Raw genomic sequence first — 15,287 nt, 5'->3', positions numbered from 1 at the left:
GGGAAGAGATGAATAGAAGTATTATTATCTATATGCTGGGCTGGATTATGAATATCGAAGCCCTTCTTCTGCTCATTCCTATCGCAGCAGCAGCGGTTTACCGTGAATCCGTAATCACCTGTTATATGGCTGTAGCCTGTGTTTGCGGGCTTCTGGGTTTTCTGTGTACCAGAAAGAAGCCTGAGGTGAAAATGTTTTTTGCGAAAGAGGGGTTTGTGCTGGTATCGATGGGCTGGATCGTACTCAGCCTTTTTGGATGTATGCCGTTTTGGCTCAGCGGAGAGATTCCCCGCTTTATTGACGCGCTGTTTGAAATCGTATCCGGTTTTACAACTACCGGCTCCAGTGTGGTGCCGAAGGTGGAGGATCTGTCCAGGGCTACTTTGATCTGGCGCAGTTTTTCCCACTGGATCGGCGGCATGGGGATCCTTGTATTTATTCTGTCCATTCTTCCCATGGCAGGCGACTATAATATGCACATCATGCGGGCGGAAAGTCCGGGGCCATCGGTGGGAAAACTGGTTCCCAAGATCCGCATTACGGCAAAGCTGCTGTATCAGATCTATTTCCTAATGACAGTCATGACCATGGTTTTTCTCCTGATCGGCGGTATGCCCATTTTCGATACCATATGCATGAGCTTTGGCGCTGCGGGCACTGGCGGCTTTTCCTGCCGAAACAGTGGTCAGGCCGAGTATACCCTGTATCAGCAGGCTGTTTTAAGCATTGCCATGATTCTTTTTGGCGTGAATTTCAATGTTTATTATCTGCTGCTGATTAAAAGGCCCAAAGACGCCTTCCGCTGTGAGGAAATGAGAGGATATCTGGCAATTATTCTTGCAGCCGTAGTCCTGATCACCCTCAATGTGCGCCATTTGTTTCCTTCTTTGTTTTTGGCGGTTCATCATGCTCTGTTTCAGGTATCATCTATTATCACAACCACAGGCTATGCCAGCGTAAATTTTGACCAGTGGCCGGAGTTTTCAAAATATATTCTCCTGCTGCTTATGTTTACCGGAGCCTGCGCCGGAAGCACCGGCGGCGGCATTAAGGTGTCCCGAATCATGATGGCCTTTAAGGAAGCGAAAAAGGAGATGGCCGCGGTAATTCATCCCCGCAGCGTAAAGGTAATCAAATATGAGGGAAAGGTGCTGGGGCACCCTGTTTTGCGGTCTTTAAATGCATATCTGATTCTGTATGCGTTCATTTTTACGGTTTCTGTGCTGCTGGTCAGTCTGGACAATTTTGATTTTGCCACCAGTTTTTCCGCAGTAGCCGCCAATTTTAACAACATCGGTCCCGGTTTGTCGGTGGTCGGCCCAAGCTCAAATTTCTCCATGCTTTCTGACTTGTCCAAGCTGGTTCTGATTTTTGATATGCTGGCTGGAAGGCTGGAACTGTTTCCCATCCTTGTTCTGTTTTCACCGGGAACATGGAAGAGGGGGTAAAGGGAAAGCGGATGGATGAAAATATCTTTCCCGCACACATTTTCTTGACGTAAACCGTTCTTTTAGCTATAATGAATTCATCGGCTGGCAGAAGTCAGCTTTCCGGCAGAAGCCGCTATGTGCTTTTAAAGCAGCAGATCTAAAAATTTAATAGAAAACGCATAATTGATACCAGGAAGGTACTGATATCCGGCAGGATATGTATTTTTCTGGTTTTTTTGTGCAAAAAGGAGAGCAAGGTATGACGGAAAGATTTTCAACAAAAAACATGGCAGGTGCAGCGCTGTTTCTGGCTTTGGGAATTGTGCTTCCCTTCTTTACAGGACAGATCCCAACCATAGGAAGTATGCTCCTTCCCATGCACATCCCGGTACTGATCTGCGGCTATGTCTGCGGATGGCAGTGGGGACTGACTGTAGGTTTGATTGTGCCGCTGCTGCGAAGCGTTATGTTTGGAATGCCCCCGATGATGCCGGTAGCCGCCGCTATGGCATTTGAACTGGCTGCTTATGGTGCTATTACAGGGATTCTCTATGAAAAACTGGAAAAAAATATGGTATCCATTTATGTGAGCCTGATCGGAGCCATGATTGGCGGGCGTATTGTATGGGGTGTGGTAAGCATGGTGCTCTACGGCATTATGGGAAATGCTTTCTCTGTAAAAATCTTTCTAAGCGGTGCGCTTCTTAAGGCTGTTCCGGGAATTGTATTGCAGATTGTGCTTATTCCTGTTATCATTGTAGCATTAAGAAAAGCAAAGGTAATCAAATAACAAATGAAAGAAATATTATTGGAACATTTTCACAGATACCCTCAGATGCAGCTTCAGGATGCTGTAAAGCTGCTGTATCAGAGTGAGTTTGGCGGAGGCCATATGGTCACCAGCCCTGAAAAAAGTCTGAAAAGCCTGGAGGATGAATGGAAGGGCTGCAAGGGCAGAAAACCTCCTGTGGTGTGTGAAAGTATTGGGGGAGGTATGCACCGGATTTACATAGATGCCTTGAATGAGGGGCTGTCTCCTGATACCCTGAATCGTCTGTTTGTGGAGACGGCAAATGGAAAGGGCGGAACAAGGGAAGCGTTTGAGAAGAAACTGACTCTTTTGATGCAGTGCTGTGAGCAGGGAGAACTCCCCTATGAAAAAGCACAGGCCGAAGTATATCTGGATCTGTACCGCAGCCGGGGCTGTCCTCCGGTAAGCCACAGCGCCTGTTACTGTGAAGCCTATCACCCTGCATACCGGGTAGTAGCAGACTGCTATGCGCGCTATTATGAGGCGTTTGTAAAGATTGATCAGGCGCTGGCCGAGAAGGAAATGCTCCTGATATCCATTGATGGGATGTGTGCTGCAGGAAAAAGCACTATGGGACGTATTTTACAGAGCGTCTACTCCTGCAATCTGTTTCATATGGATGATTTCTTTTTGCAGCCCCACCAGCGTACCCCGAAACGAATGAACCAGGTGGGCGCTAACGTGGATTATGAACGGTTTAAAGAGGAGATCCTGGATCACCTGGGAGAACGGGAGGGCTTGGAATATCAAGTCTATGACTGCAAAACTCAGACCTTGGATCATTTTGTCAAAACATCCTGGAACCGGCTGAACATCGTGGAAGGCTCTTACAGTCAGCATCCCTATTTTGGGGATATCTGGGATTTGCGCTTTTTCTGTGAAGTCAGTCCGGCTAAACAGCTGAATCGGATTCTGGCGCGGAATGGAGAGAGTATGCTGGAACGGTTTAAACAGGAATGGATTCCAAAGGAAAATGATTACTTTGCGGCTTTTGGCATTCGGGAAAAAAGTATCCGAATGGAAAATAATGCTGAAAAAATATGTTGACAGATTAAAATAGGGATGATATATTATAAAAGTATGCCGCACAGCGGGGTAAAAGTCTGGTGAAACAGAGTGATCTGAAACAACCGGCACCGAAGCTGGCGAGTAATGAACATAGGAGGTGCCTTTTATGTACGCGATTATTGCAACAGGCGGAAAGCAGTACAAGGTAGCAGAAGGCGATGTCATTAAGGTAGAAAGACTGGGCGCAGGCGCAGGCGAGACCGTAACATTTGACCAGGTGCTGGCTGTGAACAACGGCGAACTGCAGATCGGATGCCCAACCGTAGCCGGAGCAACTGTTACAGCAACAGTTGAGAAGGAAGGCAAGGCTAAGAAAGTGATCGTTTACAAGTATAAGAGAAAGACTGGCTATCACAAGAAGAATGGCCACAGACAGCTCTATACACAGGTTAAGATCGAGAAGATCAACGCCTAATTGTAAATGATATGATTCAGGCAACTGTATTAAAAAATTCCAGAGATTCAGGCAATGGACTTTACTGCGGGATTGTGATTGAAGGCCATGCGGATTATGCCGAAGAGGGTGAGGATATCATCTGCGCAGCGGTATCTGCTCTTGCAATCAATTTTTACAATTCGGTAGAGACATTTACGGAAGATGCATTTGAGGGCGCAGCCGGACAGGAGGACGTTCAGTTTGATTTTCGGTTCACCTCAGACATAAGCCCTGAATCACAGCTCCTTATGAAATCTCTTGTTCTGGGGCTTCAGAATATTGAGAAAGATTATGGGAGATCATACATTATCATCCGGTTTGAGGAGGTGTAAGATATGTTAAAGATGAACCTTCAGTTATTCGCTCATAAAAAGGGTGTTGGTTCTACTAAGAATGGCCGTGATTCCGAGTCTAAGAGGCTGGGAGCCAAGAGAGCTGACGGACAGTTCGTACTGGCAGGAAACATCCTGTACAGACAGCGCGGTACCCACATTCATCCTGGCAACAACGTAGGTAAGGGCGGTGACGATACCTTATTTGCATTAGTAGACGGAGTTGTTAAGTTTGAAAGAAAGGGCAGAGACAGAAAGCAGGTTTCTGTTTACCCAAGAGCAATCAACGAATAATTCTGAGGGGCCCCATACCTGGTGTATGGAGCCCTTTTTTTAACAGTGTACCCGGTATCTTGGTCGGGTATGTATGATGAGACTCCGAAAATGCACAATAAGGGAGGTGCTGTTATATGTTTGCAGATCGTGCAAAAATATTTATCAAGTCCGGCAAAGGCGGAGATGGCCATGTGTCCTTCAGGCGGGAACTTTATGTCCCCAATGGCGGTCCTGACGGCGGTGACGGCGGAAGAGGCGGAGATGTGATCTTTCAGGTAGACAAAGGAAAGAATACGCTGGTAGATTTCCGTCATGTGCACAAATACGCAGCCAGGGACGGACAGGAGGGCGGAAAACGCCGCTGCCATGGAGCAGATGCCGATGATCTGGTAATCAAGGTTCCTGAGGGAACAGTGATCAAGGATTTTGAGACCGGTAAGGTGATTGCCGATATGTCTGGCGATAATATGAGAGAAGTGATCTTAAAAGGCGGTAAGGGCGGACTTGGAAATATGCATTTTGCCACCTCTACTATGCAGGTGCCTAAATATGCCCAGCCGGGTCAGCCGGGCCAGGAACTGTGGGTGCAGTTAGAACTGAAGGTCATTGCTGATGTAGGTCTTGTGGGCTATCCCAATGTAGGAAAATCCACCCTGCTTTCCGTTGTGAGCAATGCAAAGCCGGAGATTGCCAACTACCATTTCACTACATTAAATCCCCATTTGGGTGTGGTAGATTTGGGAGATGGCGCAGGCTTTGTTATGGCTGATATCCCCGGTCTGATCGAAGGAGCCTCTGAAGGAGTCGGCCTTGGGCATTCCTTCCTGCGTCATATTGAGCGCACCAAAGTCCTTGTCCATGTAGTGGACGCCGCTTCCGTAGAAGGACGGGATCCCTTAGAGGATATCCGCACCATTAACCGGGAACTGGAAAAATACAATCCACAGCTTTTAGAGCGTCCTCAGGTAATCGCAGCTAATAAGATGGATGCTCTGTACTCTGAGGAGGATGGAAAACAGGTTCTTAAGGCCTTGAAAGCAGAATTTGAGCCCAAGGGTATCCGTGTATTCCCGATTTCCGCTGTTAGCCGCCAGGGTGTGAAGGAGCTGCTGTGGCATATCAATGACCTGTTAAAGACGGTTGATACCACCCCTGTGATCTTTGAAAAGGAATTTGAAATTCAGTATCAGGGCGACCGCAGTCTGCCGTATACTGTTACAAGAGCGGATGACGGTGCATATGTGGTAGAAGGCCCCAGAATCGAGAAGATGCTTGGATACACCAATCTGGATTCAGAAAAGGGCTTTGATTTCTTCCAGAAATTCCTTAAAAATACAGGAATCCTGGATGATCTGGAGAAGGCGGGCATTCACGAGGGAGATACAGTTCGAATGTACGGACTGGAGTTTGACTATTATAAATAATGGCCGAATTGATGAAAGTTGCAAATGAGATGGATGTTCTGCGCATAATGGCGGTTGTTCCATATGCGCAGCTTATATAAAGGAGCAGATATGACAAGTAAGCAGAGAGCCTATTTAAAGGGCCTGGCAATGAACCTGGATCCGATCTTTCAGATCGGAAAATCCAGCCTTACTCCTGAGGTGACTCAGGCAGTGGCTGAGGCGCTGGAAGCCAGAGAACTGATTAAGATAACGGTTTTAAAGAACTGTCTGGATGACGGCCGTTCCATCGCTGAGGTGCTGGCAGAGCGGACCCATTCTCAGGTAGTCCAGGTGATCGGACGCAAGATCGTACTGTACCGTCCGGCAAAGGACGAGACAAAAAGAAAGATCGCACTTCCGAAATAACAGGCAGGGGAGAGATTCGTTATGGCAAAGATTGGGCTTTTAGGCGGTACATTTGATCCCATTCACAGAGGCCATCTGACTCTGGGGCAGCAGGCATACCGGCAGTTTGACCTGGATCAGGTCTGGTTTATGCCCTCCAGCCTTCCCCCCCATAAGCAGACAAAAAAGGTGACAAAAGGGACGGAACGCCAGGATATGGTAAAACTGGCGATTAAAGAAGATCCAAAGTTTCGGTATTCGGATTTTGAGTTTCAACGCCAGGGAAACAGCTATACAGCCCAGACGCTTATGCTGTTAAAGGAGGCATATCCCCGGCACCTGTTTTATTTCATAGAAGGGGCTGATTCCTTGTATGAGATCGAGGACTGGTTTCATCCGGAAATGGTAATGAAAGAGACGATGATTCTGGTAGCGGGACGGCCCTACGGGCGCACCCACAGGCCGTTAGAGGCTCAGATCGCCTATCTGGAGGCGAAATACGGAGCGAAGATCGGACGGATCTCTTTTAAGGAAATGGATATTTCTTCAGAGGAGATTCGAAAAGCGGCAAAGGAAGGGAAGGATCTGACCAGATGGGTGCCTGAGACAGTGGCAGAATATATAAAAGCCCATGGGCTGTATCAGTAAGACAGTCTCAACGAGCGGAAAGGCGGTTTTCAATGAAAATGGATCATCAGTGCAGCCAAGTTATGATGTTTCGCAGAAAGCTGAGAAATAAATTGGATCCCATGCGTTATGAACATTCCCTCAGTGTTTCTTTTACCTGCATGAACCTGGCCATGCGTTACGGCTGCGACGTGGACAAAGCAGAGTTGGCAGGCCTTCTTCATGACTGCGGAAAGCGTTTTCCTGACGATATTATTTTGAAAAAATGCTTAAAGCATGGGATTGCAGTGACAGAGGAGGAAAAAAAAGCCCTGGCAGTTCTGCACGCCAGGTATGGAGCATGGCTGGCAGAACATAAGTACCACATCGAGGATCAGGAGATCTTAGATGCTATCGCCTGTCATACGACAGGGAAACCGGATATGACGGTGCTGGATAAGATCCTTTATATTGCCGATTATATTGAACCCAGACGTTACAAGGCAGAGAATCTGAAAGAGATTCGCCGGATGGCCTATGAGGATCTGGATCAGACTATGTATGCCATTCTGGACGGAACCCTGGAATATCTTAAGAAAAAGGGCGGAACGATTGATTCTATGACTGTGCAGGCATATGAATATTTTGCCGAGAGAGTCAGGAAAATATAGTGCACAATGGGGATAGGAGAGCATACTCCTTTATCCATAGATGGTACTTATAGAGCGACAGAATGAAAGGAAAAGAAGAATGACTTCTAAGGAAATGGTTAAGATTGCCTACGAGGCACTCAGTGACAAAAAAGGGCAGGATATTAAAATCATAGATATCCAGTCCGTATCCGTTCTGGCAGATTATTTTATCATTGCAGACGGAAGCAACTCCAACCAGGTACAGGCCATGGCTGACAACGTAGAGGAGATGCTGGAAAAAGCTGGCTGCGAGTGCAGACAGATTGAGGGATATCAGAGTGCTAACTGGATCCTCATGGACTATAAGGACGTGATTGTTCATATCTTTTGCAGAGAGGATCGTTTATTCTATGATCTGGAGCGGATCTGGAGAGACGGAAAAACCTTTGTGGATATAAATGAACTGTAAAGCAAACAAGACAAAAATCTGAAATATACATGAGAAGGCCGCAGTCATCTGCAGGGAGAAGTCGATTTAGATTTCTCCCTGCAGATGACTGCATTTTTTGTAAAATATCCGAAAACTGCTGCCAGAGACTTTTGGGGATATTGGTACATCTGAATGAAAGTCACTATATCAGGCGGATCAGTCCGATTACCTTGCCCAGAATATCAACATGATCAGTGATAATGGGATCCATGGATGCATTTTCTGGCTGAAGACGGTAGTGGTCTTTTTCCTTATAATAGCGCTTGACTGTAGCAGAATCGTCCAAAAGAGCGACTACGATTTCGCCGTTTTCAGCAGTGGAGCGCTGCTCTACAATCAGACGGTCTCCGGGAAGTATACCGGCATCAATCATACTTTCACCCTTTACGTTCAGCATAAATGTTTCTGCGTTGGGGAGAGCTTCCGCTGGAAATGGGAAGTAATCCTCAATCCGTTCTTCTGCCAAAATAGGCTCTCCGGCTGCTACAGTGCCGATTACAGGGATATTGACCATCTCTCTGCGATTAAAATTAAAAGAGTCATCCAGAATCTCAATGGTTCTCGGCTTGGTGGGATCCCTTCTGATATAGCCTTTTTCCTCAAGGGCCGCCAGATGGGAGTGGACGGAAGAAGTAGACTTTAAATGAACTGCTTCGCAGATCTCCCGGACAGCCGGCGGATAGCCCTTGTTTAAAATGGTGTTCTTGATATATTCTAATATTTCCTGCTGTTTTGCAGTAATCTTATCCTGTGCCATAAATAGTACCTCCTGCTTATTGCATAATACGTGCGATATCGGTTGATACTATAGTAACATATGTTTGGCGAAAATGCAAACCTTTGTTCGGATTTTTTGGATTTTTTATTGACAAAACGTACGTTCTGATGATATAGTGTAGACACAAAGCAAGAACGTTTGTTCACGAAACATATGTTTATACTAAGGAGGAGCAGATATGAGAAGGTCTGTAAGAAGAATCAGGAGAAGATTTTTTGCAGCCTGTTTTATGTTTTTATTTACTGTAACGGTGATTGCCGGCCATAGTATGCTTACTACGCTGGCAGAAGAGGAGAAGCCCAAGACAATGCCTTATTACAGCAGTATTGAGATTCAGGAAGGGGACAGTCTCTGGGGGATTGCAAACCGTTACCGGAAGGGAAGCCATTTGACGACCGAGGAGTATGTGGAGAAGCTGAGGCAAATGAACACCCTTCGCGAGGATACGATCCATGTGGGAGCTCACCTGACTATTGTCTATTATAAGTGAGAAAGATTATCTCCAAATGGTATTGCATTTTTAGGCCTGGTCTGATAAGATATGAATAAAGTTAGCAAAAACTAACTAACAATTCTGACAGGTGCGAGGTATGTTATGAGTAAAGAGACCCTTGAGCTGATGCTCTGTCTTGACCGGAAGGAGATGGAGACACAGACCGCTTTGCAGTGCGCGCCGCTTCTGACGGGCGTAAAGATCTCCAATCTGCTGACAGTAGACCAGTCCTGCCATATCCAGACAGCACGTCTGTTCAGCAGGACGTCTGTTTCCTGTTTTCTGCTCTGTGAATCAAATGGAAAGGCTGTGTACCTTTTATACAGGAAGGAGCAGCTGAAGGAATATCTTGCCACAGGGCCGGTAAGAGAGCTGATGGAGCGTTTCGGGTATGAGGGGATGGAGCTTGGTGAAATCCTATCGCTGGTGGGAACGCGCTACCGGGAACATATGGAAGGCTGCAAGACGTTTCCTCATGAGATTGGACTTCTTTTGGGATATCCGGCGGAGGACGTAAAGGGGTTTATTGAGAATCAGGGAAGAAGGTCTCTTTACAGCGGCTATTGGAAGGTGTATTCCAATTTAGAGGAATGCCAGCGTATTTTCGCAAGCTATGACCATGCCAGAGAGAAAGTCATCCATCTGATGGCAAAAGGCATGACAGTCAGAACGATCATGGAGATGCATCATCTGTACGGATACTGCCCGGCAGCTGGCGCATTCTAAGTCAAGGAGGAAAATGATATGGACGAGATTATGGTAGTTTACTGGTCACAGACAGGCAATACAGAGGCGATGGCTCAGGCGGTGGCCCAGGGCATAGACGAAGCGGGAAAGAAAGCGAAACTGGCGGAGGTATCTGCGGTGGATCCGGAAACCTTAAAGGGTGCAAAAGCGATAGCTCTTGGATGCCCGGCTATGGGCGCTGAGGTTCTGGAAGAGGATGAGATGGAGCCGTTTGTGGCTGCTCTGGAGGGTTTTGTGTCGGGAAAGACAGTGGGGCTGTTTGGTTCCTATGGATGGGGAGACGGACAGTGGATGCGTGACTGGGAAGAACGGATGACAGCAGCCGGTGCAGTGATCGCCGAAGGTGAGGGCGTGATTGTTCAGGAAACACCGGATGATGAGATTCTGGAAAAGTGCAGAGAACTGGGTAAGGCGCTGGCTGCTGTGTAAACCGCAGGAAGCGAAGAGAAGAGAGATAAAGAGAAAAAGGATTGCCGCCGGATATACAAAGCTGCTTCGGTGACAATCCTTTTTGCTGTTTCGGCCGCCTTATGGGCGGCCTTTTTCGCGCAGCTGAACCTTATTGCGGGCGCTTCGCCGACGCTCATCCTCCAAAGCTGCATAATGGCGCTTGGTGGTGTTTACGTCTGAGTGGCCCAGAACATCGGCTACCAGATAAATATCGCCGGTTTCACGGTACAGACTGGTGCCGTAGGTGCTGCGAAGCTTATGGGGAGTGATTGGTTTAAGAGGCGCTACGGTTTTCGCATATTTTTTAACCAGATTCTCTACGCTGCGTACCGCCATACGCCGACGCTGAAGGGAGAGGAAAAGCGCATCTTCACTGCCGGATTCCGGAATGATCCGATCGCGTTCTTCCAGATAGTCCAAAAGGGCTTCCTCTACCTCGGAACCGAAATATACCGTAACTTCCTTACCGCCTTTTCTGTAAATACGGATACCTCCATTCTTAAAGTCAATATCAGCAATATTCAAACCTACACACTCAGATACACGAATCCCGGTTCCAAGCAGGAGAGTCATAATGGCAAGATCCCGGGTTTTGGTTTTATTGTGGTAGGATTTCTGCTTATCTGTCAGTTTATCGCCCTGTTCCACCTCATCCAGCAGGAGAGCGACCTCATCCACATCTAACCGAATGATTTCCTTTTCATGGATCTTAGGGAGGCGCACAAGGGCAGCCGGATTATTCCTGATCCGCTCGTTACGGTAGAAATAATTATAAAAACTCTTTAAGGAAGAGATTTTGCGCATAATTCCTCGTTCCCGGTTCATGATTTCCTGATTTTTGTCATTGAACCGGTATTTCAGATACTCCATATATTCCTCAAAATCTGTGACGGACAGCTGATCCAGAAGCTCCAGAGAGAAGTCTTTGATATCTATTTGCTTTAAAGCCGGATTTTCCTTGTGAAGAAAGTCAAAAAATATATGAAGATCGTAGGCATAGGCGATCCGGGTTCTGGAAGAAGTACGCGGCTCGATGCCTCTGAAAAAATCTCCGCAGAATCCCGGAAGATCCCGGATCAATGTGCGGAGGCGGACAATATTTTCTTTGTCCTGTTGTTCGTGATAGGATAAATTACTCATAATTAGAACACTCCATTTAAATGCTTTTTAATTGTATAGGGATTATACGGCAGTGAACAACGAATTTTGCCATAACTATTCGTTAAAGCTGTGTTTCGCGAATAGTTACAAACAATACCCCACAGACCCTATGTTATATCTTTGAAGCCTCTGGATGCCGTTTTTCTTTTATATATAATTTGAAATATATTTTTTATAATCATATGGGCTCTGCTCTTTGCCATTTGCAGCTGTACGTGCAGCCAGCGTTCCTTTGATGGCCGCATAAACAGAAAAACGGTCCCGGAACACAAATTCGGGCCGCTTTTTCTGTTTATGGTTATGATACTATAAAATGGTTCTAAGCAAACCGTTTAAAAATCCGGCCGCCTGCTTCTCATCTGGTCCATCTACATTCAGCACAACGGTTTCGCCCTGTCTGGCATTCAGGCTCATAAGAGCCAGAACGTTTTTGCAGTTGGCATCCCCTTTGGAACTGGTCATGGTAATCTGGCTTTGGTAGTCAGATGCAGCTCGGCTAAGGCTCATGGAATTAGAGGCATGGAGGCCCTGGCTGTTTGAAATAACGTATCGATAGCTTATCATGTTTCATCATCCTTTATGTGTATTTGTTTGCAAATGCCTGCAGACGCAGCCTTTACAGATGGTATGCTCCTCTTTTTGTCAAACTTTATGTGATTTATGACAAATCACATAAAAAATACCTGAATCAATGGGCGGGTCATACATTTTGGGGGTAAAACCATATGAACGGATGCGTATGCTTGGTAATCTCCGACATTATTCTAACACAATCAAGTTATAATGACAACAGTTGAATCAAAGTTTCGTTTCTGTATCGTTTTACTTTGTGTTTTGCCTGTTCTTTTTCTTGACACCGGTGCAAAGGCCCGTTAGAATAATTCCATGCTGTTAGGGTCAAACGGTAATCTAAGCCGTCTGTCCCATCTGTTCATCCTATTTATCTGTAAGAAAGGGTTATAAAAATGAAACTGCAGCGTTTATTAAGCCTGGTGCGTCAGGCTCTGGATACATATGGTATGATTGAGGAAGGGGATCGTATTGCAGTGGGAGTCTCCGGCGGAAAAGACAGTCTGACACTGCTCTATGCGCTCCACCATTTGAGACGCTTTTATCCTAAAAAATATGATCTGACGGCAATTACTGTGGATCTGGGGCTGGAAAATATGGATCTTGAGCCGGTAAAGGCTCTGTGTGAAACCTTTGAAATTCCGTATCATGTGATTCCTACAGAGATCGGAACGGTATTGTTTGACATACGGAAGGAATCCAATCCCTGCTCTCTCTGTGCTAAGATGCGTAAAGGTGCTCTTAATGAAAAAGCAAAAGAACTGGGCTGCAACAAAATCGCCTATGCCCACCATAAAGAAGATGTAATGGAAACCATGATGATGTCGCTTTTCTATGAGGGCCGGTTTTACTGCTTTCCGCCCAATACCTATTTAGAACGTATGGATCTGCGGGTGATCCGCCCCATGATTTTTGTGTCGGAGGCAGATGTGATCGGCTTTAAAAATAAATACCAGCTGCCTGTATGCAAGAATCCCTGCCCCATGGATGGTTATACAAAGCGGCAGTACCTCAAGGAATTGATACAGAAACTGCAAAAAGACAATCCTCATATTAAGAATTGTCTTTTTCGAGCTATCACAGATGGAAATATACCGGGCTGGACAAAAAAGGCTGATCTCCGGGAGAATTAAACTCCCGGACCGCCGGAATTTTCAAAACTGCTCTGAGAGCTGGAGCCTCCCGGCCCGTTGTTTCCTGTATTTTCTTTATCAGAAACACTGCCGGGGCCGTTTGAACTGATTCCTGAACCAGAACTCTCTCCAGGCCCTTTATTTGTTCCGGAGTGTGTTTCTGAAGGGCCGTCCGTATTGGGAACAGAATGATTTATGTCGCTGGTTGGTTCCGTTTTATCGGAGGAATCGGTTTTATCACCCGAATTGTTTCCAGGGCCCCAATTTTCTGATTTCTCCTCTTCTTTTTCTGTCTCCTCCGTTTCTTTTTCACTTTCCTTTACATTGACCGTTTCTGTGGTCTCCTCTGTGGAGGCAGTCTCCTCTTTCTTGGCACTTTCTTCTGTCTGGGAGGTGGATGTTTCCGGAACCGAAGGCTGTGTTGCCTTTTGGCTGCTTTCTGTCTGTTTTCCAGAAGAGCCGCTTCCAGAAGAATTCTTGCCGGAAGAGCTGGAGGGAGCTGCTTTTCCTTCTTCATACAGGCCGGTTTCCTCAGAAATATGCGCGCTTATCTTTTTTACTGCCGAGGACGGGCTGTACAGTGTATTTTCTCCATAGAGGAAGTGATGAAGCTGAATTACATTGCTCTCCAGGGTTGTGGGAATTACACAGTCCATCTTCCCAACCCGCTTGGTTTCCCGTGAAAAGGGGAAACCGGCAGTATCTGCAATATGATATCTGCTGATATCCTTTACAAGGGGCAGCACATCATCAATACCCACGCTGGTGGAAATCTGAGGCAGGATGGCCTTTGCCAGACTGGTAAGCGTGGCCGCATCGGCCTGTCTGGCCTTTTCAAGAGCCAGAGTGATCACCTTGCGCTGCCGTTCCGTGCGTTGGAAATCCGTATCCATAAGGCGCAGCCGGCAGTAGGCAACTGCCTGTACCCCATCTAAATGGTTGGGGCCGGCCTGTTTAAGCTGTACAGAGCCAAGGCCGGTGGAATTTACCGTTTCAGTAATAAAGGCGTTGATATATTTAAATTCAGCTGGCGTGATCTCCAGGTCAATACCGCCCAGGACGTTGATCGCCTCCGCTACGGCTTTCCAGTTAAAGGTAGCATAATCGTCAATGTCCAGATCCAGATTCTCTGCCAGAGCGTCTACCGCCTGTTTCTGACCGCCCTTAAAATAAGCTTCATTGATCTTATGGTACGTGCCCTTGGAGTCGATCTTTAAATATGTATCACGGTATACGCTGACCAGCCGGATCTCACCTGTCTCCCGATCCAGGGTGCAGATCATCTGCACATCAGCCAGGGCTTTCTTGGTGTTGCCGTCACGGCTGTCTACGCCGAATACGGCAACTGTCCAGGTGCCAGTGGGCTTATGGAGAAAAAGCCAGCCGCCATAGGCGGTAAAAGCGATAAGAAGCACAAGCAGAATTGCCGGCCACTTTTTTCTGCGTTTGCTTTTTCGGGGACGCGGATTGCCGGATCTGGTTCTTTGGCCTCCTTTGGGCACGGCTGCGCGTTCAGAAACAGCTGTGCGCCTGGACGCAGATTTTCGGGAACTGCCTGTCTGGGAAACTCTCTGGACGGTGCGGGAAGAAGCACGGCTTTGTCCAGAGTCTGTTTCGCGGGAATACTGGGACGCTCTGCGCTGGCCGGCAGATTTTGCCTGAACGTTCCGAACCGGCGTCCGGCTGCCGCGTCCGGAACCTGCCGTCTGCCTCCGATACTGCTCTCCTGTCCGCTGTGCGGAAAAACTCTGAGTTTTTGAGCTGACTGGATCAGAAAATGGAATATTTAATCCGTCCCCTTCATCATCATAGCCATATTCTTCTTCAAAATAAGCGTCATCTATCGGATCAAACGTTTCTGTCCGGCTGCGCTCCAAGCGGGAATTGGCCTTTGGCCTGGGAACGGCTCCTCCAGATACAGGCGGTCGCCTGGTTTGGCGCCGGTTTTGCATTCGCTGGAGCTCGTCTTTATTGTCATGGTAATTCATAGATGTTCACCTCTGTTTTATTTTTGCTCTACCTGCTATTCTACCACAGGGGAACAGATAAATACAGCCATAAAGTCTTACAGAATGCTTAAGTCG

General features: G+C 47.0%; 19 protein-coding genes. 15 read left to right on the top strand and 4 right to left on the bottom strand.

The features are described from left to right. Positions 1-8 precede the first annotated feature (8 nt). The 11 genes from HW447_RS00875 (at position 9) to rsfS (ending at position 7,850) form a co-directional block, all read left to right on the top strand. Positions 9-1,448, top strand: a complete 1,440-nt coding sequence (locus HW447_RS00875) for a TrkH family potassium uptake protein (protein WP_176253430.1) — start codon at positions 9-11, stop codon at positions 1,446-1,448. 241 nt (positions 1,449-1,689) lie between these two features. After that, positions 1,690-2,220, top strand: coding sequence for an ECF transporter S component (locus HW447_RS00870; RefSeq protein ID WP_176253429.1), 531 nt, complete (start codon positions 1,690-1,692; stop codon positions 2,218-2,220). Positions 2,221-2,223: 3 nt separating this feature from the next. Beyond that, entirely contained in the window at positions 2,224-3,288 is a 1,065-nt protein-coding gene (locus HW447_RS17910; protein WP_243176167.1) for a hypothetical protein, read from the top strand. A gap of 127 nt (positions 3,289-3,415) precedes the next feature. Beyond that, on the top strand, positions 3,416-3,724 hold the full coding sequence (gene rplU, locus HW447_RS00860) for a 50S ribosomal protein L21 (RefSeq protein ID WP_066548443.1): 309 nt from the start codon (positions 3,416-3,418) through the stop codon (positions 3,722-3,724). A gap of 11 nt (positions 3,725-3,735) precedes the next feature. Further along, entirely contained in the window at positions 3,736-4,077 is a 342-nt protein-coding gene (locus tag HW447_RS00855; RefSeq protein ID WP_176253428.1) for a ribosomal-processing cysteine protease Prp, read from the top strand. Between the two features lie 3 nt (positions 4,078-4,080). After that, positions 4,081-4,371, top strand: a complete 291-nt coding sequence (rpmA, locus tag HW447_RS00850; RefSeq protein ID WP_066548452.1) for a 50S ribosomal protein L27 — start codon at positions 4,081-4,083, stop codon at positions 4,369-4,371. Positions 4,372-4,487: 116 nt separating this feature from the next. Next, positions 4,488-5,777, top strand: a complete 1,290-nt coding sequence (gene obgE / locus HW447_RS00845) for a GTPase ObgE (RefSeq protein WP_176253427.1) — start codon at positions 4,488-4,490, stop codon at positions 5,775-5,777. 90 nt (positions 5,778-5,867) lie between these two features. After that, on the top strand, positions 5,868-6,164 hold the full coding sequence (gene yhbY / locus HW447_RS00840) for a ribosome assembly RNA-binding protein YhbY (RefSeq protein ID WP_176253426.1): 297 nt from the start codon (positions 5,868-5,870) through the stop codon (positions 6,162-6,164). Between the two features lie 21 nt (positions 6,165-6,185). Further along, positions 6,186-6,791 (top strand): nicotinate-nucleotide adenylyltransferase, encoded by a 606-nt coding sequence (gene nadD / locus HW447_RS00835; protein WP_176253425.1) that lies wholly within the window; start codon positions 6,186-6,188, stop codon positions 6,789-6,791. Positions 6,792-6,829: 38 nt separating this feature from the next. Beyond that, positions 6,830-7,420, top strand: coding sequence for a bis(5'-nucleosyl)-tetraphosphatase (symmetrical) YqeK (yqeK, locus tag HW447_RS00830; RefSeq protein ID WP_176253729.1), 591 nt, complete (start codon positions 6,830-6,832; stop codon positions 7,418-7,420). Positions 7,421-7,499: 79 nt separating this feature from the next. After that, entirely contained in the window at positions 7,500-7,850 is a 351-nt protein-coding gene (rsfS, locus tag HW447_RS00825) for a ribosome silencing factor (RefSeq protein ID WP_176253424.1), read from the top strand. A 163-nt stretch (positions 7,851-8,013) separates the two neighbouring features. Here rsfS and lexA read toward each other — a convergent pair whose 3' ends face one another. Then, positions 8,014-8,628: a transcriptional repressor LexA gene (gene lexA / locus HW447_RS00820; protein WP_176253423.1), complete on the bottom strand. Its 615-nt coding sequence runs from the start codon at positions 8,626-8,628 to the stop codon at positions 8,014-8,016. A gap of 199 nt (positions 8,629-8,827) precedes the next feature. Here lexA and yneA point away from each other — a divergent pair, with 199 nt between their 5' ends. From yneA to HW447_RS00805, 3 genes are all read left to right on the top strand, one after another. After that, the gene (yneA, locus tag HW447_RS00815; protein ID WP_176253422.1) at positions 8,828-9,139 is read left to right on the top strand and encodes a cell division suppressor protein YneA; all 312 of its coding nucleotides are present in this window, start codon (positions 8,828-8,830) and stop codon (positions 9,137-9,139) included. Positions 9,140-9,244: 105 nt separating this feature from the next. Then, the gene (locus tag HW447_RS00810; RefSeq protein ID WP_176253421.1) at positions 9,245-9,868 is read left to right on the top strand and encodes a DUF3793 family protein; all 624 of its coding nucleotides are present in this window, start codon (positions 9,245-9,247) and stop codon (positions 9,866-9,868) included. Positions 9,869-9,886: 18 nt separating this feature from the next. Beyond that, complete coding sequence (locus HW447_RS00805; protein ID WP_176253420.1) at positions 9,887-10,318, top strand: flavodoxin; 432 nt, start codon at positions 9,887-9,889, stop codon at positions 10,316-10,318. Between the two features lie 99 nt (positions 10,319-10,417). Here HW447_RS00805 and HW447_RS00800 read toward each other — a convergent pair whose 3' ends face one another. Further along, positions 10,418-11,479, bottom strand: coding sequence for a tyrosine-type recombinase/integrase (locus tag HW447_RS00800; RefSeq protein WP_176253419.1), 1,062 nt, complete (start codon positions 11,477-11,479; stop codon positions 10,418-10,420). A gap of 327 nt (positions 11,480-11,806) precedes the next feature. After that, positions 11,807-12,064, bottom strand: a complete 258-nt coding sequence (locus tag HW447_RS00795) for an HPr family phosphocarrier protein (protein WP_176253418.1) — start codon at positions 12,062-12,064, stop codon at positions 11,807-11,809. 401 nt (positions 12,065-12,465) lie between these two features. Here HW447_RS00795 and HW447_RS00790 point away from each other — a divergent pair, with 401 nt between their 5' ends. Then, positions 12,466-13,203, top strand: coding sequence for a tRNA lysidine(34) synthetase (locus HW447_RS00790; RefSeq protein WP_176253417.1), 738 nt, complete (start codon positions 12,466-12,468; stop codon positions 13,201-13,203). On the opposite strand, the gene HW447_RS00785 is transcribed toward HW447_RS00790, so the two are convergent. Continuing rightward, positions 13,200-15,191, bottom strand: a complete 1,992-nt coding sequence (locus tag HW447_RS00785; RefSeq protein ID WP_176253416.1) for an LCP family protein — start codon at positions 15,189-15,191, stop codon at positions 13,200-13,202. The two genes, HW447_RS00790 and HW447_RS00785, sit on opposite strands and share 4 nt — an antisense overlap. Between the last annotated feature and the right edge of the window lie 96 nt (positions 15,192-15,287).

This window comes from Enterocloster alcoholdehydrogenati (genome assembly GCF_013282095.1).
GTDB lineage: Bacteria > Bacillota > Clostridia > Lachnospirales > Lachnospiraceae > Enterocloster > Enterocloster alcoholdehydrogenati.
This window is presented reverse-complemented; position numbering and strand designations above follow the sequence as displayed.